A 22,189-nucleotide genomic window follows, 5' to 3' on the forward strand; every position below is an offset into this window, starting at 1 on the left:
GGGGGCCCCACCGGGGGGGGGGCGCGCTCTGACACCCCCCCGTCCCCCACGCCTCGATGAAAGTGGGGCGCGCCGAGGCGCCCTAGAGCGCCGCGGCCGCCTCGGTGCCCTGTTTGATCGCACGCTTCGCGTCGAGCTCTCCCGCGAGCAGCGCCCCGCCGACCACCTGCGCCGGGATGCCGAGTGCCGCAAGCGCCGCCGAGAGCTCTTCGACCGACTCCTGCCCGGTGCACAGCACGACGGTGTCGACCTCGAGCTCGCGCGTCACTCCGTCCACCGTGATGCGGATGCCCCGCTCAGTGATCTCGTCGTAGCTCGCGCCGACGACGTGCTCGACACCTCGGCGCAAGACCTCCGCGCGGTGGATCCAGCCGGTCGTGAGGCCGAGCCCCCCTCCCGGCTTCGTCGCCTTGCGCTGCAGCATTGTGACGCGACGCCGGCTGATCTCGGGCCGGGGGCGCAGCACTCCGCCGGGGACGGCGGGATCCTGCGTGACACCCCACGACTCGGCGAAGCGCTCGGGGCTGAGCGCGTTCGCCGGGCCGTCCTGGGTGAGAAACTCGGCGACGTCGAAGCCGATGCCGCCCGAGCCGAGGATCGCGACGCGCTCACCGACGCTCCGCTCGCCGCGCAGCACCTCGGCGTAGTCGGCCACGATGGACGAATCGGCTCCCGGGATCGCGGGGCGGCGGGGCATGACACCTGAGGCAATGATGACCTCGTCGAAGCCCTCGGCGGCGAGCGCGTCGGCGGTCGCCCGCGTGCCGGTGCGCACCTCGACGCCGCGGCGCTCGAGCTCGCCCGTGAAGTAGCGCAGCGTTTCGCTGAACTCCTCCTTGCCCGGGATCCGCCGGGCCAAATCGAACTGGCCGCCGATCTCGTTGCGCGCCTCGAACAGGGTGACGCGCTGACCGCGCTCCCCCGCGGCGGTCGCGGCGGCGAGGCCGGCGGGGCCGGCGCCGACGACGGCGATCTTGCGGGCGCTGCGCGTCGGGCCGAGTACGAGCTGTGTCTCGTGGCAGGCGCGCGGGTTGACGAGGCACGAGGTGATTCGGCCCGAGAGGGCGTGGTCCAGGCACGCCTGGTTGCAGCCGATACAGGTGTTGATCGCGTCAGGGGTGCCCGCCTGCGCTTTCGCCACGAACGCGGGGTCGGCGAGCAGGGGGCGCGCGAGCGCGACGAGGTCGGCGGTGCCGCCGGCGAGCAGGCGCTCGGCCACCTCGGGCGTATTGATCCGGTTCGCGGCGGCGACCGGGATGCCGGCCGCGCCCCTGAGCGCGCGCGTGAACTCGGCGAAGGCCGCCCGCGGCACGCTCGTCGCGATGGTCGGGACGCGCGACTCGTGCCAACCGATGCCGGTCACGAGCAGGTCGGCCCCGGCGCCCGCGAGCTCGCCAGCGTAGGCGAGGGTCTCGTCCCCCGTGCTGCCGCCGGGAATGAGGTCGACGGCCGAGACACGCACCGACAGGATCGGCCCGGCGCCGAGCGCCGAGCGCACCTCGCGCACCACCGCGAGCGGGAACGCACGACGCCGCTCAGCGTCGCCGCCCCAAGCGTCGTCCCGCTGGTTCGTCGCGGGGGCGAGGAATTCGTTGAGCAGGTACCCCTCCGAGCCCATGACCTCGATGCCGTCGTACCCCGCGGCGAGCGCGAGCCGGGTGGCGCGGCCGAAATCGGCGATGGTCTGTCGAACGTCCGCGTCGCTCATCTCGCGCGGCACCCGTGCCTTGATGGGCGAGCGCAGTGGGCTCGGCGCCACAAGATCGTCGTGCTCGGCGTAGCGGCCGAAGTGCAGCAGCTGCAGCAGGATCTTCGAGCCCGCGGCGTGCACCGCCTCGGTGAGCAGCCGGTGTTCGGCGAGCTGCGACTCGTCGTCGAGCACCGCGCCGACCACGCCCGGGCGCCCCGCCTGGTTCGGCGAGATCCCGCCCGTGACGACCAGCGCGACGCCCCCGCGCGCACGCTCGGCGTAGAAGGCGGCCATGCGCTCGAAGCCGCCGGGGGCTTCCTCGAGCCCTAGGTGCATCGAACCCATCATGACGCGGTTCGGCAGCGTGTGGCCGCCGATCGTCAGGGGCGTGAACAGCTGCTCGAAGCGCGCCATGACCTAGGCCGCTCCGCCGAACTCGGCGGTGGCGACGAGTATGCCGCGGGCGATCACGGCGTCGCGCATCATGAACCCGAGCACCGCGGGGGTCGCCTGCGGGTCGATGTCGATGCGGGGCACGTTCAGCGCGTGCACGACGAACCAGTAGTTGTGCACGCCCGTGCCCTCGGGCGGACCTGCGCCGGTGAACGACGGCTCGCGCATCTCGTTCGGCATCGTGATCGCGCCCTCGGGCAGGAGGCCCGTCCCGGGGTCGCCCGCATTGGCCGGAAGCGACGTGACCGACGCCGGGAGGTTCGCGACAGCCCAGTGCCAGAACCCGGATCCTGTGGGGGCGTCGGGGTCAAAGCAGGTGACCACGAAGCTCTGGGTGTCTGCGGGGAAGCCTGACCAGCTCAGCTGCGGCGAGCGCCCGAGGCCACCCGCGTAGGTCGCGAACTGCTCGGCGGGCAACGGTTCGCCGTCCTGAATGTCGGTGCTCGTGACCAAAAAGCCGGGCACCTGACGCAGGTTGGCGTAGGGGTTCAGGGGTTCGCGCATCTTTGCCGCTCCTCGTGTGTTGCTCGCCCGCCGCGCACCGCGGCAGCGTGTCCCCCAGCATAGGCGGGGGGCGGTTCCATTCCCGGCCAAGTTATAGTGGAATTCTGGCAACTGATTGGTGAGGTACGAGATGAATGCAGGGTCCTCGGGTTCAACCCGCGCCCGCGCCGCGCTCGCGTACCTGCGCGGACGCATCACGACGGGCGAGTGGGCGGTCGGCGACCGGATCCCGGTCGAGGCAGAGCTTGCCGAGCAGATGGGCGTGGGCCGCTCGACCGTGCGCGAGGCCGTGCGCTCCCTCGCGAGCCTCGGCATGCTCGAGACGAACCCCGGCCGCGGCACCTTCGTGCGTTCGGCGTCGCCCACGAGCGCCCTGCTCAACGACTTCCTGAGCGACTTCTCGCTCGAGGAGATCCTGAGCTACCGCCGCGCGCTCGAGATCGAGGCGGCCCAGCAGGCCGCCCACCACCGCACCGACGAGGACCTCGCGGCGCTCGAGATCGCGGCAGAGGAAGAGCTCGGCTGCTCGCGCTGCCCCGTACTGAACACCGGCAGCGACGTAACCGCGTTCGACAGCCGCTTTCACCAGCTCCTGTTCGTCGCAGCGAAGAACCGGCTGCTCGCGTCGCTCTACGCCGGCATCAACGACCAGCTACGCACCCCCGAGCACCGCGGCCGCCTGGCCAACGTGGGCAGCGCCGCCGCGATGGAGCGCGACCACGCCCGCGTGCTCGACGCGATTCGCCGGGGCGACTTCATCGACGCCGTGCACTCGATGGCGAACCACGTCGACCACGACGTCGTCATCGTGAACGACGCGCAGGAGGTCGTGCCTCCCCTGACGCGCACCCCCGAGCAGCAGGAACGCATCAACCAGGCGAGCGGGGTCGGCGAGGCCCGCTAGCGCTCCCCTCCCCTTTTTCTCCGGCTCGATCCCTCTAGTGAGCGCAATTTGCTCCTTCAACGCGCGCGAAGCAGCAATTTGCGCTCACTAGATGGGGGCGCCCCGCGCCGCCCGTCCGTCCGTCAGGTAACGGATGCGGGTGGGGCGGGATCCTGCTGAGATAGGCAGATCACGTCCCCTATCTATGCACAGGAGCACCTTGCCCATGAACGCGCGCCCCACTCCCTCCCCGAGCCGCCTGCTGGTCACCGGAGGCGGGTCAGGTATCGGCCGCGCGACCGCCGAGCTCGCACTCGCCGAGGGCGCGCGCGTCGTGAGCCTCGACGCGGCGGCCGAGCACTGGGCGGCGGACGGCCTCGTGCATATCCGCACCGACATCACGGACGAGGCCGCCGTCGAGGCGGCGTTCGACGCGGCGGTCATCGCCCTGGGCGGCGCCCCCGACGCGGTCGTGCACTGCGCCGGGATCTATCGCACGCGCGCGGTGACCGAGCTGACCCTTTCGGACTGGCAGCAGACCATGACGATCAACGCGACCGGCTCGTTCCTCGTGTCGCGCGCCGCGGCAAGGCGCATGACGGGCGGGGCGATCACGCTGCTGACCTCGGTCGCCTACGGGCGCGGCGACGAGGTCGAGCCGTCGGCGCACTACTCGTCGAGCAAGGGCGCGGTCGTTTCGTTGACCCGCCAGCTCTCGGTCGAGCTGGGCGGCGCCGGCATCCGCGTGAACGCGGTCGCGCCCGGCGTCATCGACACTCCCATGACGACGATCGTCGAGGACGCGGCGGCCACCGAGTCGCTCGTCTCTCGCCTGCCGGCCCGCCGGCTCGGCACCGCGGAGGACGTCGCCCGCGCCTGCCTGTTCCTCAGCAGCGACTCGGCCAGCTACATCACGGGCGTCGTGCTGCCGGTCGACGGCGGCTACCTGGTCGCGTAGCGCGGGCGGCCGTCGACCTGCCGATCGGCCGCGACAACGCAGGGCCCGGGAGATTCGCTCTCCCGGGCCCTGCGTGTCGATCGGCGCGGCCGGCGCCCCGCAGCGGCTTTCACCGCCGGTGGCGCAGCCGCCCGGCACTTAGCCCGCGGCCTCCTTCGCGCGCGCCTCGGCGAGCAGCCTCGGGTAGTCGGGGTCGTCCTTCGGGACGTCCTCCTCCTCGGCCACCCAATCCTTCAGCCGTTGCCACGCTCGGCTGAACACCGGTACGAGTCCGCGCGGCATGAGCAGCACCATGACGAGCAGCACCACGCCGAGCACCGCGAGGCGCACCTCGGGGAACTCCTGCATGCGCGCCTGCACGAAGGCGATGATGATGGTGCCGACGATCGGACCGACCACGGTGCCGAGGCCGCCGACGACCAGCATGGTCACGAGCAGCGTCATCGGGCCTAGGCCCATGAGCGTCGGGGCGACCACCTTGAACACGTAGGCGTACAGCGCCCCCGAGACCCCGGCGAAGAAGCCCGAGATCGCGAAGAGGAGCATCTGCGTCGTGCGCGGGCTGATGCCCCGGGCCGCGGCCAGCGCCGGGTTGTCGCGCAGCGCGATCATGCCGTTGCCGAGCGGCGAGCGCACGATCACCGTGATGATCACGCTCGTGACGATCGCGATTGCGAGCACGACCCAGTAGTTCGCGTTGCCCTCCGCGTTGCCGCCGAGCCCCTCGAACCCCAGCCCGCCAAAGCCCGACAGGCCGTACGAGCCGCCCGTCACGCCCGACTGGTCGGCGACGATCAGGAGGCGCACCACCTCGGCGAACCCGAAGGTGAGCAGCGAGACGTAGATGCCGCGCAGCCGGAGCACCGGGATGGTGAGCAGCAGCGAGATCCCTGATGCGATCAGGCCGCCGGCCAGGATGCCGAGCCAGGGCGGCAGGCCCGCGTGCAGCGACAACAGCGCCGCTGCGTACGCGCCGATCGCGTAGAACGCGAGCTGGCCGAAATTCCACACCCCGCCGTAGCCGAGCACGAGGTTCCAGCTCTGGCCCAGCGTGATCCAGATCATCGCGAGGGTCGCGACGCTCACCCAGCTGCGGTCGGGCGCGACGATCGGGATGAGCGCGGCGATCACGATCGCGATGCCGATGACCACCCAGTTGGGGCGGGGCCAGCCGAGCGCCTTCGCGTCCCAGCGAGGGAGCTTCTGGGTGCGGGTCGTGCCCACACCCACTGCAGTGTTCTGAGTCACAGTCGGGCCTCCTGCGGCTTGCCGGCGATCCCGTAGGGCCGGACGATGAGCACGACCACGATGATCGCGTAGAGGACGGGGAGCGCGAAGGTCGAGCTCCAGAAGATCGACACTGCCGCCTGCACGAAGCCGATGATGTAGGCGGCGATGACGGTGCCGCGGACGCTGCCGAGCCCCGCGAAGATCACCACGATCAGGGCCTGCAACAGGGGCAGGTCACCCATGTTCGGCGACACGAAGTACACGGGCGCGAGCAGCACGCCGGCGACACCGGCGAGCGCGCTGGCGATGCCCATCGTGAGCACGTAGACCCGCTTGGCCGGAATGCCCATGAGGCGGGCGGCGTCGAGGTTCTGCGCCACCGCGGTGATCGCGAGTCCATAGCGAGAGCGGGTGAGGAACAGCCCGAGCGCCGCGAGCATGCCGATCGCGATGACCGCGGTGAGCACCTGGTGCCACGTGATCGAGACCCCGTCCGTGAGTTCGATCCTGCCCGAGATCAACTCGGGGAAGTTCTTCTGGCGGGGCCCGAACACCCACAGCACGACGCTCTGCAGGATCGTGGCGATGGCGAACGTCGAGATAAACGCGGTCATCTCGAAGTCGACGCCGGCCTTGCCGACCAGCGGCTTCACGCCGATGAAATAGCTCGCGACGCCGAGGGCGAAGGTCACTATCGCGGCGATCAGCAAGGCCCACCAGGGCGAGAGCCCCAGGTTCGCCACGGTGACGTAGGCGGCGACACCGCCGAGCATCACCATGACGCCCTGCGCCATGTTCAACACGCGCAGCGTGCCGTAGACGAGGCTCATTCCGATCGTGATCAGCGCCAGCATCGAGCCCTGCACGATCGTGCTCACGAGCGTTTGCAGGATGAGGTTCATTCCGTCACCCCCAGGTAGGTGGCCGCCACGGCGGCGTCGTTGAGCACTGCGTCCGCGGTGCCCGAGCGGAGAATCTCTCCGTTTTCGACCAGGTGCACGCGGTCGGCGAGCGTCGCGGCGCGCGAGACGTTCTCCTCGACCAGCAGCACCGTGAGGCCCGAGTCCGCGATGCCGCGAATGAGCTCGTACACCTCGTCGACGATGACCGGGGCGAGGCCGAGGCTCGGCTCGTCGATCATCATGAGACGGGCCTCGCCCATCATGCCGCGGCCGAGGGCGAGCATGCGCCGCTCTCCGCCCGAGAGCGTGCGGGCGCGCTGGCCCGAGCGCTCCGCGAGCTTCGGGAACTGCTCGAAGACGCGCTCGAGCTTTTCCTTGGCCAGCTTGTGCGCCGAGCGCGAGAAGGCACCGAGCGTCAGGTTCTCGGCCACCGTCATGTCGGGAAACACGAGGTCGCCCTGCGGGATGTGAATCAGCCCGCGGTCGACCAGCTTCTCGACCTTTTCGTGCGTCGAGACCTGGCCGTCGAAGCGGATCTCGCCGCCCGACGGTCGCACCAGGCCGCTGATCGCGCGCAGGATCGTGGTCTTGCCGTGCCCATTCGGGCCGATCAGTACGGCGCACTCACCCTCGTTCACCGAGAACGTGGCGTTGTGGACCGCCGGCGTCGAGCCGTAGCCCGCGACGAGGCCGGTCACCTCCAGAATCGAGTTCTCACTCATGCCCGTTCTCCCTTCACTGGCAGCGAGCGGGTCGCCTCGGCGGCGGCTCCGGTACCGAGGTACACGCGCACCACCTCGGGGTCGCGCATGACCGTCGCGGGGTCGCCCTGCAAGAGGGTCGCGCCCTGGTTCATAATCAGGATCCGGTCGGCAAGCGCCATGAGCGCGCGCATGACGTGCTCGATGAGCACGATCGTGACCCCGCTGTCGCGGATCTTCTCGAGAAGCACCATGAGCTGGTCGATCTCCTCGTCCGTGAGCCCGCCGAACGGCTCGTCGAGGAAGAGCAGCTCGGGGCCGCTCGCGAGGGCCGAGGCAATCATGAGCCGCTTCTTGTCGTAGACGGGCAGCGGTCCCGAAACCTCGGACTCGCGGCCGGAAAGGCCGACGAAATCGAGCGCCGAGACCGCGTGGTCCCACTGCTCGTCGCCCCGGCGCAGGCCGCGCCACCAGGGAGCGCCCGAGCCGAAGTGAGCGCCGACCAGGACGTTGCCGAGCACGGTTTCGCTGTCGAACACCGACGGCTGCTGGAAGGTGCGGGTGATCCCGAGATGGCAGATCTCGTGCACCGTCGCCTGGTGAATCGGCTTGCCCCGGAACAGGGTCTCGCCATCGGTCGCCCGCACCATGCCGGTAAGCACGTCGAACAGGGTCGTCTTGCCCGCCCCGTTGGGGCCCGCGATGCCGAAGATTTCGCCGCGTTGGACCTCGAAGCTGACGTCGTTCACGGCGGTGAGGCCGCCGTAGCGTTTGGTCGCGCCCCGCACTTCCAGCAGGGCAGCTTCGGTGCTCATCAGCTCAGCCACTTCGGCAGCACGAACTCGCCCAGGCCGTACGGAGCCGGCGAGAAGAGCACCTGCTTGCCGTCCTGGATCTGGTAGGTCAGGTGCGGCATCGCGAGACTCGGGTCGGCGAGCTTGTCGGGGAACGGAATCGCGGTGAGTTCCTTCTGGTCGAAGCCGTAGGTGCCCACGACGCCGCGGAAGGTGTTCGCGAGCACCGCGTTCGTCACCCGCTCGAAGGCGTAGGGGTCGCCGGCAAGAGCGGCGGCGCGCGACCACAGGCGCACGATGTCGTACTGTGCGCCCGACTGGCTGAGGCCGGCCTCGGTGCCGTAGGTGTCGAGGTAGCGCTGACGGAAGGCCGTCCCCATCTCGTCGGGGAGCGTGCCGATCGTGGTCGACCAGACCACGCCGTTCGCCGCGTCGCCCGCGAGCTCGAGGTACTCGGGCACGCTCGGGCCGTACTGCTGGTACAGCAGCGAGTTGGTCGGGGCGGCGGCGAACTGCTTCGCGAAGCTCGCGAGATCGCCCGCGAGGTAGTCGGTGATGAAGATGAGTCCGGGCGGGTTGTTACGGATCTTCGAGAGCTGCGGGCCCCAGTCGGCGTAGGGAACGCTGACTTCCTCGTACATCGTGACGGTCCAGCCGAGCTTCTTGATACCCTCCTGCAGCACCTTCGCGATGGAGATCGAGTACGAGTCGTTGCTTGAGATCACCGCGACGGTGTTCGATGACGGCGTCCAGACGCCGCTCTCGATCCACTCCTGCATGAGCTGGATGAAGCCGCTCGCGTACCAGATCTCGGTCGGGCAGCACTGGAAGATGTTGGTCATGCCGTTCTTGACGACGAAGTCCGTGTTCTCCTGCAGCGTGTTCGTGTGGAAGAGGGGCACGCCGGCCTGCGCGTAGATGTCGAACTCGACCGAAGTCGCGGTCGTGTACCCGCCGAACGCGGCAGCCACCTTCTCCTGCGAGACGAGCCGCTGGGCCGCCTGGATGAAGTTTTCGGGCGCCATGTCGGCGATGTCGGCGGTGACGAGCTCGAGCTGATTGCCGAGCAGGCCGCCGGCCTGGTTGATGTCCTCGACCGCGAGCTCGGCGCCGCGCACCATCTCCTGGCCGTCGCCCGAGTACGGGCCGGTCACCGGGGCGACCATGCCGATCTTGGTGACGCCTCCGCCACCCACCGCGCCCCCCTGGGCGCCGCGCGGGGCGAGCCCGTAGCCGAGGCCACCGCCGGCGAGCAGACCGCCCACCCCGGCAAGCCCGAGGCCGGTGACAAAGTTCCGTCGGTTCACTGGCTTTGGCCGACGAACTGGCGGCTCAGCACGATGATCGGTCATCTTCACTCCTTTGTGGGTGCATGCAGTGGCCGCACGCAGCGGCCATCAATACTCATGCAATCGCGCCGGAGCCCGGGCGTCATGCGTCAAATGACGGATTACACCGTGGAAATCCAGGGAGGCAGCCGGAAGTCGCTGAGCTTGCCGAAGGGCTCGGGCGCGAGCAGCACCTGTTCGCGCCCACGCATCTGGTAGACGAGGTGGGCCTGGCTGAGCGCCGCGTCGTTCGTCGTGTCGGGGTAGAGCAGCGGCGCGTGACCACTCTCACCGAAGTAGTAGACCCCGTTCACGCCGCGGTGCGGCCAGCGCCGGATGTACCGGGTGACCTCGGTAACGTTGCGGGCGTCGACCGACGACCACGCCGCGGCGAGCACCCGGACCTGGTCGTACGCCGCGCCGGCCTGCGACCAGCCGGGGTCGGCGCCGAAGCGCTCGCGGTAGCGGCGCCGAAAGCGGCGGCCGAGGTCGTCGTCGTAGGTGCCGGTCGTCGTCGACCAGACGATCCCCTCGGCCTGGGCGCCGAGGCGCTCAGCGAAGGACGGGATGGACGGCGCGTAGACGCTATAGACGAGCGCCGGAATGGGGTCGCGCAAGAGGGCCTGTTGGAACGCGACGAGCTCGTCCTCGAGGTAGTTCGCGACGAAGAGCACGTCGGGCTCGACGGCGTTCGCCTCGGCGATGACCTGCTCCCAGTCCGTCGCGCCCGCGGGGGTCTCGATCGTGCGGGCGACGTCCCAGCCACAGGCGTTCGCCGTCTCGATGAAGGCGGGCGTCGAAAGCCGCATGCTGATCGAGGCCTGCTCGATCCCCACGACCCGGTGCGTGCGCGGCGTCCACTTGCCCGAGGCCTCGAGTGCCTGCACGAAGCGCAGCATGCCCGGGGCATAGTGCACCTCTGACGCGCAGGTCTGGAAGATCGCGCCGTAACGGTAAGGCTCGGCCTCGGTGCGCAGCACGTCCGCGTCAAACGTCGCCGTGTGCAGAAAGGGCCGGCCGTAGTCGGCGATGAGCTCGAGAAAACCCGGGTGCTCGGCGCTCACGTAGCTCGTCACGATGGCGTCGACACCGGCGTCGAAGAGCGACTGCAGACCCGCGCGCACACTCTCCCAGCCGAACATCTCGACGGGCGCCTGAATGACCTTGATCTGCCGCCCGCCCAGGCCGCCCTGTTCGTTGACCTCGTCGACCGCGAGCAGCGCGCCGTGCAGCATCTGCTCCGTGTCACCCCCGACGTCCTTCGGAATGACGATGCCGAGCAGGATCGGGGCTCGGTCCGCCTCGTTCGCGCGGATGGGGCTGAGGCCGTGCGAGGCGTTTGAGCGATGGGCGAGCTCGAGCTCGGCCACGCCGATCCCGCCCGCCTCGGGGGCGCCGCCCGGCATGGGCAGCCGCAGCAGGCCGACGTCGACGGCGAGCGCCGCGAGCCCGCCGCGGGTGCCCTGGCCGAGCTTGCCAAGCAGCCGTTCGATCTGGGTCGAGACGGTGCGGGCCGAGGTGCCGAGGCGCTCGGCGATGCCGCCGTTCGTCAGCCCGAGCGCGACCAGCGTGAGGACGTCGAACTCGCGGGCGGTGATCCCGCGAGGCATCTCGGCCTCGTTGATCCGGACCGAGACGCGCGGCAGCGCGCGCGCCCCGCCGGTGGTCTCGCCGCGCACCAGGGTGACGTCGAGCCAACGGTCGCCGTCGCGCCACATGAAGCGGACAGTCCGACGCTCGACGCGGAGGAAGGCCTGGGTGTATTCCCACAGCTGCGCCGGCACCTCGCGGGGCAACGACTCGAGCGGGGTCGAGCGGTCAACCACCTGCTCAATCGCGAGTCGATCCTGCATCCTGCCCCCTTATGTATGTATTGAATCGGGGTTCCCGAGAGAACCAGTTACCCGTCTCACGCCGCCAGCAGGCCCCCATCTACCGGCAGCACAACACCCGTCACGTATGAGGATGCCTCACTCACGAGAAATTGGCATACTTCCGCCACCTCGCGCGGGGCGGCCGCGCGGCGAAGCGGCACGCGGGCCAGGTAGTCCGGGTTGTTGCGCAGCGCAGGATCCAGGCCTCCGGCCTGCACCGCGTTCACCCGGATGCCGTCGCCGCCCCACTCGACCGCGAGCTGCCGGGTCATCCCGACGAGTCCCCCGTCGGCGGTCGCCCGCGAGACACCCGAGGAGCGGATCGAGCCGCGGCTGCCCGCGAGCGAGCCGACCAACACGACGCTGCCGAGCTCGGCGCGGGCCCCGCGCAGGCGCAGCATCTCGCGGGCCCCCGCCTGGGCGACGAGGAAGGCGGCCCGCAGTTCATCGGCCTGGTTCGCGTCCCACTCGCTCGCCGACTCGGTCACGGCCGCGGCCGTGTGCGACGGGTTGGTGCAGTGCACGACGGCGTCGGGCGCGCGGCCCCACTGCGCGGTGATGCCGGCAAACGCCGACTCGATGGACGACGGGTCGCTGAGGTTGACCGCGAGCTCGGCGTTGCCCTCCGTATCGAAGCCGGCACCGAGAAGATCCTGCTGGCAGGCGATGTCCGAGAGCACCGCGACCCGCCAGCCGCGCTCGACGGCGAGGGCCGCCACCGCGTCGACAATCTCGGGGTGGGCCCCCGAGACGACAAGGCCCCGGGTACCGTCCACCGCGTCGCCGCTCACGAGAACTGGATCCCGCCGTTGACGGGAATCGACTGGCCCGTGACGTAGGCGGAGTCCGGGCCGAGCAGCCAGGCGACCGCGCCCGCGATGTCCGCGGGGGTGCCGTGACGCTGCAGGGGCACCTCGGCGCGCAGCTGGGCGAAGCGCTCATCGACCGCAATGCCGAGCTCGGCGGCCTGCCCGGCGACCTCGTCCTCGTGCATCTTCGTCAAGATGTAGCCGGGGGCGACCGTGTTGCACCGCACCCCGGCGCCGCCGAGCTCGATCGCGAGCACGCGGGTCAGCGTGTGTACCGCGCCCTTACTCATGCAGTACGCGCCGCCGGCGCGGACGGGCTCGGTGGCGAACACCGAACCGAGGTTCACGATGCTGCCGCCTGCGCTCGTGAGCGCGGGGGTCGCGGCCTGCACCAGGGCGACGAGCGCGACAACGTTGATATCGAGCGTGCGGCGCAGCGCGTCGAGGTCCAGGGTGCTGACCTCGGCGCCGGGCCCGCCCGTCGCCGCGTTGTTCACGAGGCCGTCGAGCTGGCCGAAGGCGGCAAGCGCCGCCCCGACGAGCGCGTCCGCCTCGCCATCCGCCGACACGTCGCCGACACGCGCGACGACGTCGCCGCGCGCGATCTCGGCGGCGAAGGTCTCGGTCAGGCTGGCGTCCAGGTCGCAGAGCGCGAGGCGCGCGCCGTCGGCGAGCAGGCGCTCGGCGATCGCGCGGCCGATGCCCGAGGCCGCGCCGGTCACGATCACGACCGGCCGTGCGGCCCCCACTAGGCGACCACTCGGTCGGCCACGTCGCGAGTGGGTGCGATCCAGGCGCCCATCTCGCGCATCCGTTCGATGACCCGCTCAAGCATGAGGAGGCGGCCGGGGCGGCCGATGAACTGGGGGTGGGTCGTCAGCATGACGTGGCCGCCAAGGGCCGCAATCCCCTCAATCTCTTCGAGCCACAGCGCCTCGACCTCGGCGGCCGATCGGATGGTCTTTTGCCAGGTGTCCGAGGCGAACCAGAAGTGGGGGGCATCGTCGAGCATCCACGACACGGGTACCTCGACGAGGGGGCGGCCCTCGTGCCGGTACGGACGAATGTCGTCCATCAGGTTCGACGAGTACGCGAAACCGTGCTCCTCGAGCAGGTCGAGCGTATTGGGGCTGAAGTCCCACGACGGCGAGCGGTACCCGACGACATCCGCGCCGAGGCCCTGCAGGGCGGCCAGACCGTCCCGCATCTCGGCCGCCTCCTCGTCGCGGCTCTGCAGCGTCGGGGACTGGTGCGAGTGGCCGTGATGGCCGACCTCGTGGCCCGCGGCGAGGATCTCGCGCACGCGGCCGGGGTGGCGCAGCGCGTCGCGGCCGGGGACGTAGAACGTGCTCGTGATGCCCTGGCGCCCGAGCATGGCGAGGATGAGCGGGATCGCCACCTTGGGCGAGTAGGCGCCCTGCGACAGCACGCCCGGCCGACTCTCGTTCTCGGGGTCTTCGCCGATCCAGACCTCCTCGGCGTCGAAATCGAAACTCACGGTCGCCCCAAAGGAGTACCCGTCCGGCCACATCGTCATCATTTGCCCTTTCACATCCTCGTGCGAAGTCCACTCTTCCGGGCGCGCCGTGGGGCGGGCATCCGTCATTCGACGTACCCAGGCGTCTCGCCCCGGGCAGGATCCGGCAGAGAGATCCGTCGGATAGCGGAGTCAATCGCGGCGGAAGCAGCACAGACTCAGAGGTATTCCGGCGAAGCTGCCGGGAGTGACTGGAGAAAGGACCCACCGTGAGCCCCACGCAGTGGACCATCAGCATCGACGCCGGCGGCACCTTTACCGACGCGATTGCACGGAGCAGTGACGGCGCGATCCGGGAGGCGAAGGTGGCCTCGACGCCCGACGACCCGTCCCGGGGCCTGAGCAACGCGGTCGACGCGCTGGCCGCCCAGGGCGTGCCGCGCGACGAGGTTTCGCTCGTGTGCCACGGCACGACCGTCGCGACGAACGCAACCCTCACGGGCAACCTTGCCCGGGTCGCGCTCGTCACGACCCGTGGGTTCCGCGACGTCCTCGGCTACCGGCAGTCGAACCGGCCCGACGTGTACAGCCTCACGCCGCGGCGCCCCGCCGAGCTCGTGCCGCGCGCGCTGCGCTTCGAGCTCACCGAGCGCCTTGACTCCGCGGGACGCGTGCTCACGCCGCTCGACGAGACTGAGCTCACCGACCTCATCACCGAGATCCGGGAGGCAGCACCCGAGGCCATCGCGGTCTCGTTCCTGTTCAGCTATCTCAACGACGGCCACGAGCAGCGCGTCGGCGACGCCCTACGCGCAGCCTTCCCCGAGCTGCCGGTGACACTCTCGAGCGAGGTGGCGCGCGAGTTCCGCGAGTACCCGCGCACGGCGACCGCCGGCATCAACGCGGCCCTGCGCCCGCTCGTCGAGCGCTACCTCACGCGCGCCGCCGGTGCGCTCGCGGACAGCGGCGTCGACGCCCCCTTCCTCGTCATGCAGTCCAACGGCGGGTCCGTCCCTGCCGAGCGCGCGGGCGCCGAAGCCCACCGCCTGGTGCTCTCGGGCCCCGCGGGCGGCGTCGCCGGCCTCGTCGCCCTCGCGCGCTCGCTCGACGAGCCGCACCTCATCAGCCTCGACATGGGCGGCACCTCGACCGACGTCTGCCTGATCCGCGACGGCCAGATCCCCTTCACCACGCTCCAGGAGGTGCAGGATCACACCCTGCTCGCGCCCTCGGTCGACATTCACACGATCGGCGCCGGCGGCGGCAGCATCGCCTGGATCGATACGACCGGGCGTCTGCGCGTCGGCCCCGCATCGGCCAAGGCCGTGCCCGGGCCCGCCTGCTACGGCCGCGGCGGCGTCGAACCCACCATCACCGACGCCCACGCGGTGCTCGGCACCCTCGGCACGGGCGAGCTCGCCGGCGGGCTCACCCTCGACCGCGAGCTCGCGGTGGCCGCGGTGCGCCGGATCGCCGAGCCGCTCGGCTTCTCGGTCGAGGAGGCAGCGGAGGCGATCCTCGCGATCGGCCTCGCCCATATGGTGCGCGCCCTGCGCAAGGTGAGCGTCGAGCGCGGCCTCGACCCGCGCGAGTTCTCGCTCGTGCCCTTCGGCGGGGCGGGCCCCCTCCACACGGGTCTCTTGCTGCGCCACCTCGAGCTCAAGCAGGCGATCCTGCCGCTGCGCCCAGGCCTCTTCGCCGCCGACGGACTGCTCGTCGCTGGCCTCCGCAGCGACCGTTCGCAGACCATCTTGCTGCCCGCCGGGGACTCCGCGACAAACGAACTCATCGCCTGGTTCGCGTCCACGAGCGCCGAGTCCCGCGAGCAGCTGCTCGCGGACGGCGTGCCCGAGGATCGGATCCGCGAGGAGGCGTCGGTCGACTGCCGCTACCGCGGACAGGGCTTCGAGCTCAACATCCCCGTCGCCGGCTGGTCCCCCGAGCAGCTCGCCGAGCTGCCCGCGAAGTTCCACGAGGTGCACCGGGAGCGCTACGGCCACAGCAACCTCGGCGAGCCGGTCGAGATCGTCACCGTCCGCCTCGCCTCCACGGGCGAGATCGAGCGCGCCGACGAGGCGGCCGTCGAGGTCGCCGCGTGCGAGCTGCCCGAGTCGGCGATCGTCGCGCGGCGGGGCGTCCGCCTGCCCGGCTTCGATCCTGCAGAAATCCCCGTGATCGACCGCTCACGCATCCCGGCCGGGGCCCGGTTCACGGGGCCCGCGATCATTCAGCAGATGGACGCCACCACGGTGCTGCTGCCCGGCCAGAGCGTCGAGGCACTCAGCACCCTCGACCTCGTGGTCACCGATCACTCACGAAAGGCCTGAACCGCATCATGTCTCTGACTCCTGAAATCGACACGGTGACCTTCGAGGTCGCCTCCGCCGCGCTCCTCTCCGCCGCGGAAGAGATGGGCAGCCTGCTCAAGCGCTCGAGCTACAGCCCGATCATCCGCGACATGGACGACTTCTCGTGCGCGCTCTTCACCGCCGAGGGCGACCTCGTCGCCCAGGCCGACTACATCCCGGCGCAGCTCGGGGCGATGTCACTCGTGGTGAAGTCCGTGCTCACGAAGTGGGACGGGCGCATCAATCCGGGTGACGCCTTCATCTGCAACCACCCGTACCAGGGCGCGATGCACCTGCCCGACGTGAACATCGTCACGCCGATCTACATCGACGGCACCCTCGCGGCGTGGGCCGGCACCGCCGCGCACCACATCGACGTGGGCGGGGTGAACCCCGGAAGCGAAGGCCCCGAGCTCACCGAGCTGTACGGCGAGGGCGTCGTCATGCCCCCGATCCGGCTCTCCATCGCCGGCGTCGAGAACGAGGACCTCGTGGCGCTGCTCACCGAGAACTTCCGCGACCCGCTGAGCACGCTCAGCGACCTGCGCGCCCAGCGCGCGGCCTGCCAGCTCGGCGACGAGCGGGTGCAGGAGCTCGCCCGGCTCTACGGCCCCGAGACGCTGCTCGCCGTGATGGTGCGCATGCTCGACGTGGTCGAGCTCGCCGTGCAGAACGCGCTCGCGGCGCTCCCCGACGGCGTGGGCGAGGCCGAGGGCTCGCTCGACGACGACGGCCGCGACGGCCCGCCCACCCGCATCCACGCCCGCATCGAGAAGCGGGGCGACCGGCTGCACATCGACCTGTCCGGGTCTGACCCGCAGACCGCGGGCGCCATGAACGTGCCGTGGGCGAGCGCCCGCGCCGGCCTTGTCTACGCGGTGCGCTGCGTGGTGGCCCCGGGCATCGGCTCGAACGACGGCCTGCTACGCCGGGTCGACGTGATCGCGCCCGAGGGCACCGTCATCAACCCGCTGCCGCCGGCCGCCGTGTCCATCCGACACAACACGTGCCAGCGCCTCGCCGACACGCTCATCCGCGCGATGCAGCAGATCTGGCCCGACCGCGCGGTCGCATCGAGCTCGGTCAGCTTCTTCAGCTTCAACGCGGGCTCGACGAACCCCTCGACCGGGCTTCCCGCCGTCATGGCGGACGTGGTCGGCGGCGGCACGGGCGGCACCGCCGGCTCGGACGGGCTCGACGGCGTCGACACCTACATGTCCAACGTGGGCGTCATGCCGACCGAGGTGGTCGAGACAAACTACAACATCCGCATCCTGAAGACCGAGTTCATCCCGGGCTCGCAGGGCCGGGGCGAGCACAGCGGCGGCCTCGGGCTGCGCCGCGAGTACGAGATCCTCGAGCACCCGCAGCACGTGACCTTTTACGCCGAGCAGACCGACGCGCGCTTCGCCCCCGAGGGGGCGTCGGGCGGCGCGGTCGCCCAGGCGACGACGATCACCGTGCTCGGCCCGGACGGCACCGTGCTCGACACCCCGCGGAAGACGTCCCGGCTGCTGGCCCCGGGCACGGTCGTCCGCGTGGAGACCGCGGGCGGCGGCGGCTTCGGGGATCCTGCCCAGCGGAGCGCTGAGCTCGCCGCGTGGGACCGCGCGGAGGGCCGCCTGGCGTAGCGGACCCACTCCCCCGCCCCGCACGCTCCTTCCCCCTTCACCCTTCGCCTCCTCATCCCCATCGACCCGTCGCATATTGCTCCTCCCGGCCACCCCGAAGAGCCATATGTGACGGGTCGGCAGGTGGTGGCGGGCAGCACGGCGGCAGGGCGACAGACTCCTGGGGCAGGATCCGGCGCGTTCACGCAGGCGCCGCCCGTACGATTGAAGCCGTGAGCGACCCGAAGATCCTGCTGTATTACACGTTTGCCCCCGTCGCCGACCCCGAGGCCGTACGCCTCTGGCAGCGCGAGCTCTGCGAATCGCTCGGGTTGCGCGGGCGCATCATCGTCTCGAAGCACGGCATTAACGGCACCGTGGGCGGCGAGATCGACGCCTGCAAGCAGTACCTCCGGCGCACCCGCGAGTACGGCCCCTTCGCCGGGCTCGAGGTGAAGTGGAGCGAGGGGACGGGCTTCGCGGACGACGCTGCCGAGCCGCTGCACGGGATCGACCGACGCGCGCCCTGGCGCCGCATCACCGACTTCCCCGGCCTGAGCGTGAAGGCGCGCGACGAGCTCGTGGCCTTCGGCCTAGCCGACGAAACCGAGGTCGACGCGGCCGGCATTGTCGGCGGCGGCGTGCACCTGAGCCCGGAGGCAGTGAACGAACTCGTGGCCGAGCGCGGCGAGGACGTCGTCTTCTTCGACGGCCGCAACGCGTACGAGGCGACGATCGGTCGGTTCAAGGACGCCGTCGTGCCCGAGGTGTCGAGCACCCACGGCTTCATCGAGCAGATCGAGCAGGGAGCCTTCGACGACATCAAGGATCGCCCCGTCGTCACGTACTGCACCGGCGGCATTCGCTGCGAGATCCTCTCTGCCGCCATGATCAAGCGCGGTTTCAGCGAGGTGTACCAGATTGACGGCGGCATCGTCCGCTACGGCGAGGCCTTCGGCAACGACGGGCTCTGGGAGGGCTCGCTGGCGGTGTTCGACGGGCGCGAGGCGCTGGACTTCGCACCGAACGCCGCGGTGCTCGGGCGCTGCGCCGTCTGCGCCACCCCGTCATCGACACTGCAGAACTGCGCCGACCCGTCGTGCCGCGCGCGTTTCGTCACGTGCGCGGAGCACGCCGATGCACGTTGCACCGAGCACGGGGGCTCCGTCGACGCGAGTCCCGCGGCCGTGGCATCGGCAGCGCAGGCGGGCTAACGCGTTTCCAGCGCTCGCTCGCGCATCCGCTTCCCGCGCGCGAATCGCAATCGTGCGCACGGTGGTCAACCACTTGGGCCGCCTCACACCCCGGGTGAGTCTTCGTGCACCCCGAGCAGGCGGCTCAGCGCCGACGCGTACGCCGAGATCGCCTCGTCCACCGAGAAGTGGCCCGCAGCGCTGAGCGTGCCGAGGCCGTGAATGGTGGCCCAGAGCGAACGCGCGTCCTCCTCTTCCGAAAGCCCCGCGGCCGCGACGGCCTGGCCGAGCGTCACGGCGAGGTCGTCGATGAGCGGCGCCATCCGCTCAGTGGGCGCACCAGGAATGCACACGGTCGGGTCGTAGACCGCGTTGAACGCGTGTGGGCGATCGACCGCGAAGCGGATGTACGCGACCCCTCCGGCGAAGAGATCCTCCTGCGCACTGCCACCCGCGGCCACAGCGGCATGCACCGCGTCAACGAGATCTGCCATGCTGCGCTCGGCGAGCGCCTTAATCAACCCTTTTCGGTCGGTGAAGTGGTGGTAGGGCGCGTTGTGGCTGACGTTTGCCGCGCGCGCGACCTCGCGCAGGCTGATCTCCGGCGCCGGCATGCGCTCGAGTAGTTGCATCGCGGCGTCTTCGAGCGCTCGGGCGAGACTGCCGTGGTGGTACGACCCCTGGGAACTTGACACGAGCAACACTCTTCCCTATCTTGACACTGTCCACCTGAAATAGACAGTGCCAAGATTGCAGGCAACATGACTTCCACACTCGTCATCGACGGCCACCCGAACCCTGAGTCCCTCACCGCGGCGATGGCCGAGCGGTACGTCGCCGGCAACGGCAACGCCCGCCTCCTTCGGCTGCGGGAACTCGACTTCGACCCGAACCTCCGGCTCGGCTACCGAGGACGGATCCCGATCGAGCCGGATCTCGCCGACGCCCGGGAGGCGCTGCACGCGGCGAGCCGGATTGTCGTGGCGTCACCCATGTGGTGGGGGTCCGCGCCCGCACTGCTCAAGGGATTCTTCGACCGCGCCCTACTTCCGCACGAGGAGTACGAGATGACGCCGCTCGGATTCCCGCGGGGCCTCCTCGCGGGGCGAAGCGGGCGACTCTTGCTCCTCTCGGACACCCCCGGCTATGCACTGCCGTTCATGGGCACGCCCGCCGCCGCACAGATTGGCCGGAGAACGCTGAAGTTCTGCGGCGTGCGCCCGTTCCGCGTGCACCGCTTCATGGGGGTGGGCGCCGCGAGCGAGGGGAAGATCAGCCGCTGGCTCGAAACGTCCGAGCGCATCGGCGCGGGCGACCGGCAGCGCGATGCGGGGCGCCCGGATGAAACGCCAAAGGCCCGCTCCGCGGTCCTGCAGAGCGAGCCTCAACGCACCTAGGTTGCCCGGCGCCCGCGATCCTGCGCAGGATCCGGGCCGCCAGCAGCCGCTACCAGATCGAGACGCGCGCGGCCGGATCGAGCCAGAGCTTGTCGCCGGGCTGCGTGTTGTACGCCTCGTGGAAGGCTTCGAGGTTCGCGACGATCTGGTTGCAGCGGAACTCGTTGGGCGAGTGCGGGTCGATCGTGAGCAGGCGCACGACCTCTTCGGGACGCGACTTCTGCTGCCAGGCCTGGGCCCAGGAGAGGAAGAAGCGCTCGGCTCCGCTCAGCCCGTCGATCACCGGCGACTCGGCGCCGGCGAGCGAGCGCAGGTACGCGCGCCACGCGATCGCGAGGCCGCCGAGGTCGCCGATGTTCTCGCCGATCGTGAGCTCACCGTTGACTGTCTGCCCGTCGGCACCCTCGGGCGAGAGCGCGTTGTACTGGTCGATGAGTGCTTTGGTGCGCGTCTCGAACGCCGCGCGGTCGCCTTCGGTCCACCAGTCGGTGAGCTTGCCGTCGCCGTCGTAGCGCGAGCCCTGGTCGTCGAAGCCGTGGCCGATCTCGTGGCCGATAACGGCGCCGATCGCGCCGAAGTTCGCCGCGTCGTCCCAGCTCTTGTCGAAGAACGGCGGCTGCAGGATCGCCGCGGGGAAGACGATCTCGTTGAAGCCCGGGTTGTAGTACGCGTTCACGGTTTGCGGCGTCATGAACCACTCGTCGCGGTCGATCGGACGCCCGAGCTTGCCGAGCTCGCGGTTGAAGTCGAGCACGGCCACGCGCCGCGAGTTGCCGACAAGGTCGCCCGCGTCCGCTTCGAGCGCGGAGTAGTCGCGCCACTTCACGGGGTAGCCGATCTTGGGGGTGAACTTGTCGAGCTTTTCGAGGGCGCGCACCTTCGTGTCCGCCCCCATCCAGTCCAGCTCCTGGATCGACTCGCGGTACGCCTCGATGAGGTGTCCCACAAGCACGTCCATCGACGCCTTCGCGGACTCGTCGAAGTGGCGCTCGACGTAGAGCCGGCCGACCGCCTCGCCCATCGATCCCTCGACGAACGAGACGCCGCGGCGCCAGCGGTCGCGCTGTTCGGTCGCGCCGGTGAGTGCGGTGCCATAGAACTCGAAGTTCGCGCGCGACATCTCCTGCGACAGCAACGAGGCGGAGGAGCGCACGAGGGCCCAGGCGAGCCAGGCCCGCCAGGCGGGGAGCTCGTCCTCGACCAGCAGCGCGGCGAGGCCGGCAAGCGCGTCGGGCTGGCCGGCGACGACCTCGGCGAACGCGCCCTCGGGCGCGCCCATCGCGCTCAGATACGCGCTCCAGTCGAGCTGCGGGGTGATCTCCTGCAGCCCGGCGAAGTCGCGCAGGTTGTACAGCTTCTGGATGTCGCGGCTCGCAACCTTGTCCCAGTGGCTCGCGGCGATGCGGCGCTCGAGCTCGTAGCTCAGCGCGGCCTTCTCGGCGGCCCCCGGAACCTTCGCAAGCTCGAGCATGCGCTCGATGTGCGCCAGGTACTGGCCGCGCACCTCCTCGAACTGCTCCTCGCGGTAGTACGACTCGTCGGGCAGGCCGAGCCCGCCCTGCATCACGAACGCGATGTAGCGGTTCGGATCCCCCGGGTCGTTGTCGATGAACATGCCGTAGAACCCGCCAAGGCCCTCGCGCTCGAGCTCGCCGACGAGCGCCACGAGCTCGGCAACCGAGCCCACCGCGAGCGCGCGGGCGAGATCGCCCAGGATCGGGTCCGCGCCGAGCGCATCCGCCCGCTCGACGTCCATGAAGCTCGCATACAGCGCGGCGACCTTCTCGGCCTCCGTGGCACTGCCCGCACCGGCGGCCGGGGCCTCGGTCTGCGTGATGATCTCGCGGACCGCGTCCTCAGCGTTCTCGGCGAGCACCGCGAACGAGCCGTAGCGCGCCTTGTCGGCGGGAATCTCGGTCCGCTCGATCCACTTGCCGTTGACATGGCGGTACAGATCGTCCTGCGGGCGGACGGCCGAGTCGAGTTCGGCGAGGTCGATTCCGGAGGAGGGCGTGGTGGCTGCGGTCATGCGACCACC

General features: G+C 70.4%; 19 protein-coding genes. 6 read left to right on the forward strand and 13 right to left on the reverse strand.

The annotated features are described in order from the left end of the window. Window positions 1-82 precede the first annotated feature (82 nt). Both KOE53_RS05530 and KOE53_RS05535 read right to left on the reverse strand, forming a co-directional pair. Window positions 83-2,104 carry an NADPH-dependent 2,4-dienoyl-CoA reductase gene (locus tag KOE53_RS05530; protein ID WP_188057725.1) on the reverse strand — a complete coding sequence of 674 codons (2,022 nt, stop codon included), beginning with the start codon at window positions 2,102-2,104 and terminating at the stop codon, window positions 83-85. Between the two features lie 3 nt (window positions 2,105-2,107). Beyond that, on the reverse strand, window positions 2,108-2,647 hold the full coding sequence (locus tag KOE53_RS05535; RefSeq protein ID WP_188045872.1) for a YbhB/YbcL family Raf kinase inhibitor-like protein: 540 nt from the start codon (window positions 2,645-2,647) through the stop codon (window positions 2,108-2,110). 130 nt (window positions 2,648-2,777) lie between these two features. Between KOE53_RS05535 and KOE53_RS05540 the strand changes: the two genes are divergently transcribed. Both KOE53_RS05540 and KOE53_RS05545 read left to right on the forward strand, forming a co-directional pair. Further along, window positions 2,778-3,551 (forward strand): FadR/GntR family transcriptional regulator, encoded by a 774-nt coding sequence (locus KOE53_RS05540; protein ID WP_188045873.1) that lies wholly within the window; start codon window positions 2,778-2,780, stop codon window positions 3,549-3,551. A gap of 205 nt (window positions 3,552-3,756) precedes the next feature. Continuing rightward, window positions 3,757-4,488 (forward strand): SDR family NAD(P)-dependent oxidoreductase, encoded by a 732-nt coding sequence (locus KOE53_RS05545; RefSeq protein WP_188057726.1) that lies wholly within the window; start codon window positions 3,757-3,759, stop codon window positions 4,486-4,488. A 138-nt stretch (window positions 4,489-4,626) separates the two neighbouring features. On the opposite strand, the gene KOE53_RS05550 is transcribed toward KOE53_RS05545, so the two are convergent. The 9 genes from KOE53_RS05550 to KOE53_RS05590 all read right to left on the reverse strand — a co-directional run bounded on the left by KOE53_RS05550 (window position 4,627) and on the right by KOE53_RS05590 (window position 13,666). Beyond that, complete coding sequence (locus KOE53_RS05550; RefSeq protein ID WP_188045875.1) at window positions 4,627-5,736, reverse strand: branched-chain amino acid ABC transporter permease; 1,110 nt, start codon at window positions 5,734-5,736, stop codon at window positions 4,627-4,629. Continuing rightward, window positions 5,733-6,620: a branched-chain amino acid ABC transporter permease gene (locus tag KOE53_RS05555; protein WP_188057727.1), complete on the reverse strand. Its 888-nt coding sequence runs from the start codon at window positions 6,618-6,620 to the stop codon at window positions 5,733-5,735. The genes KOE53_RS05550 and KOE53_RS05555 overlap by 4 nt, the downstream gene beginning before the upstream one ends. After that, window positions 6,617-7,342 (reverse strand): ABC transporter ATP-binding protein, encoded by a 726-nt coding sequence (locus tag KOE53_RS05560; RefSeq protein ID WP_188045877.1) that lies wholly within the window; start codon window positions 7,340-7,342, stop codon window positions 6,617-6,619. Before KOE53_RS05560 ends, KOE53_RS05555 begins: the two co-directional genes overlap by 4 nt. Beyond that, the gene (locus KOE53_RS05565; protein WP_188057728.1) at window positions 7,339-8,136 is read right to left on the reverse strand and encodes an ABC transporter ATP-binding protein; all 798 of its coding nucleotides are present in this window, start codon (window positions 8,134-8,136) and stop codon (window positions 7,339-7,341) included. The genes KOE53_RS05560 and KOE53_RS05565 overlap by 4 nt, the downstream gene beginning before the upstream one ends. Further along, entirely contained in the window at window positions 8,136-9,467 is a 1,332-nt protein-coding gene (locus KOE53_RS05570) for an ABC transporter substrate-binding protein (RefSeq protein WP_188057729.1), read from the reverse strand. The genes KOE53_RS05565 and KOE53_RS05570 overlap by 1 nt, the downstream gene beginning before the upstream one ends. 98 nt (window positions 9,468-9,565) lie before the next feature. Then, a complete protein-coding gene (locus KOE53_RS05575; RefSeq protein ID WP_188057730.1) occupies window positions 9,566-11,296 on the reverse strand; it encodes an ABC transporter substrate-binding protein in 1,731 nt (576 codons plus the stop codon). A 56-nt stretch (window positions 11,297-11,352) separates the two neighbouring features. Continuing rightward, the gene (locus KOE53_RS05580; protein ID WP_188057731.1) at window positions 11,353-12,108 is read right to left on the reverse strand and encodes an SDR family NAD(P)-dependent oxidoreductase; all 756 of its coding nucleotides are present in this window, start codon (window positions 12,106-12,108) and stop codon (window positions 11,353-11,355) included. Next, window positions 12,105-12,875, reverse strand: coding sequence for an SDR family NAD(P)-dependent oxidoreductase (locus tag KOE53_RS05585; RefSeq protein ID WP_188057732.1), 771 nt, complete (start codon window positions 12,873-12,875; stop codon window positions 12,105-12,107). Before KOE53_RS05585 ends, KOE53_RS05580 begins: the two co-directional genes overlap by 4 nt. Further along, window positions 12,875-13,666 carry a polysaccharide deacetylase family protein gene (locus KOE53_RS05590; protein WP_215401674.1) on the reverse strand — a complete coding sequence of 264 codons (792 nt, stop codon included), beginning with the start codon at window positions 13,664-13,666 and terminating at the stop codon, window positions 12,875-12,877. Before KOE53_RS05590 ends, KOE53_RS05585 begins: the two co-directional genes overlap by 1 nt. A gap of 206 nt (window positions 13,667-13,872) precedes the next feature. Between KOE53_RS05590 and KOE53_RS05595 the strand changes: the two genes are divergently transcribed. The 3 genes from KOE53_RS05595 (at window position 13,873) to KOE53_RS05605 (ending at window position 18,775) form a co-directional block, all read left to right on the forward strand. Further along, a complete protein-coding gene (locus KOE53_RS05595) occupies window positions 13,873-15,930 on the forward strand; it encodes a hydantoinase/oxoprolinase family protein (protein ID WP_188057733.1) in 2,058 nt (685 codons plus the stop codon). An 8-nt stretch (window positions 15,931-15,938) separates the two neighbouring features. Then, a complete protein-coding gene (locus KOE53_RS05600) occupies window positions 15,939-17,582 on the forward strand; it encodes a hydantoinase B/oxoprolinase family protein (RefSeq protein WP_188057734.1) in 1,644 nt (547 codons plus the stop codon). 212 nt (window positions 17,583-17,794) lie between these two features. Next, window positions 17,795-18,775, forward strand: a complete 981-nt coding sequence (locus KOE53_RS05605) for a tRNA uridine(34) hydroxylase (RefSeq protein ID WP_188057735.1) — start codon at window positions 17,795-17,797, stop codon at window positions 18,773-18,775. Between the two features lie 83 nt (window positions 18,776-18,858). On the opposite strand, the gene KOE53_RS05610 is transcribed toward KOE53_RS05605, so the two are convergent. Next, window positions 18,859-19,449 (reverse strand): TetR/AcrR family transcriptional regulator, encoded by a 591-nt coding sequence (locus KOE53_RS05610; RefSeq protein ID WP_188057736.1) that lies wholly within the window; start codon window positions 19,447-19,449, stop codon window positions 18,859-18,861. A 66-nt stretch (window positions 19,450-19,515) separates the two neighbouring features. Here KOE53_RS05610 and KOE53_RS05615 point away from each other — a divergent pair, with 66 nt between their 5' ends. Then, on the forward strand, window positions 19,516-20,151 hold the full coding sequence (locus KOE53_RS05615) for an NAD(P)H-dependent oxidoreductase (RefSeq protein WP_188057737.1): 636 nt from the start codon (window positions 19,516-19,518) through the stop codon (window positions 20,149-20,151). Between the two features lie 49 nt (window positions 20,152-20,200). On the opposite strand, the gene KOE53_RS05620 is transcribed toward KOE53_RS05615, so the two are convergent. Then, a complete protein-coding gene (locus KOE53_RS05620; protein ID WP_188057738.1) occupies window positions 20,201-22,180 on the reverse strand; it encodes a M13 family metallopeptidase in 1,980 nt (659 codons plus the stop codon). Window positions 22,181-22,189: the final 9 nt, after the last annotated feature.

The organism is Leucobacter sp. CX87 (assembly GCF_018682295.1).
GTDB lineage: Bacteria > Actinomycetota > Actinomycetes > Actinomycetales > Microbacteriaceae > Cx-87.

What these genes read in the sequence shown, in the direction of transcription:
- KOE53_RS05530 (WP_188057725.1), bottom strand. Translation starts at nt 2,104, where the DNA reads ATGGCGCGCTTCGAGCAGCTGTTCACGCCCCTGACGATCGGCGGCCAC.
- KOE53_RS05535 (WP_188045872.1), bottom strand. Translation starts at nt 2,647, where the DNA reads ATGCGCGAACCCCTGAACCCCTACGCCAACCTGCGTCAGGTGCCCGGC.
- KOE53_RS05540 (WP_188045873.1), top strand. Translation starts at nt 2,778, where the DNA reads ATGAATGCAGGGTCCTCGGGTTCAACCCGCGCCCGCGCCGCGCTCGCG.
- KOE53_RS05545 (WP_188057726.1), top strand. Translation starts at nt 3,757, where the DNA reads ATGAACGCGCGCCCCACTCCCTCCCCGAGCCGCCTGCTGGTCACCGGA.
- KOE53_RS05555 (WP_188057727.1), bottom strand. Translation starts at nt 6,620, where the DNA reads ATGAACCTCATCCTGCAAACGCTCGTGAGCACGATCGTGCAGGGCTCG.
- KOE53_RS05560 (WP_188045877.1), bottom strand. Translation starts at nt 7,342, where the DNA reads ATGAGTGAGAACTCGATTCTGGAGGTGACCGGCCTCGTCGCGGGCTAC.
- KOE53_RS05565 (WP_188057728.1), bottom strand. Translation starts at nt 8,136, where the DNA reads ATGAGCACCGAAGCTGCCCTGCTGGAAGTGCGGGGCGCGACCAAACGC.
- KOE53_RS05570 (WP_188057729.1), bottom strand. Translation starts at nt 9,467, where the DNA reads ATGACCGATCATCGTGCTGAGCCGCCAGTTCGTCGGCCAAAGCCAGTG.
- KOE53_RS05575 (WP_188057730.1), bottom strand. Translation starts at nt 11,296, where the DNA reads ATGCAGGATCGACTCGCGATTGAGCAGGTGGTTGACCGCTCGACCCCG.
- KOE53_RS05590 (WP_215401674.1), bottom strand. Translation starts at nt 13,666, where the DNA reads ATGATGACGATGTGGCCGGACGGGTACTCCTTTGGGGCGACCGTGAGT.
- KOE53_RS05600 (WP_188057734.1), top strand. Translation starts at nt 15,939, where the DNA reads ATGTCTCTGACTCCTGAAATCGACACGGTGACCTTCGAGGTCGCCTCC.
- KOE53_RS05615 (WP_188057737.1), top strand. Translation starts at nt 19,516, where the DNA reads ATGACTTCCACACTCGTCATCGACGGCCACCCGAACCCTGAGTCCCTC.
- KOE53_RS05620 (WP_188057738.1), bottom strand. Translation starts at nt 22,180, where the DNA reads ATGACCGCAGCCACCACGCCCTCCTCCGGAATCGACCTCGCCGAACTC.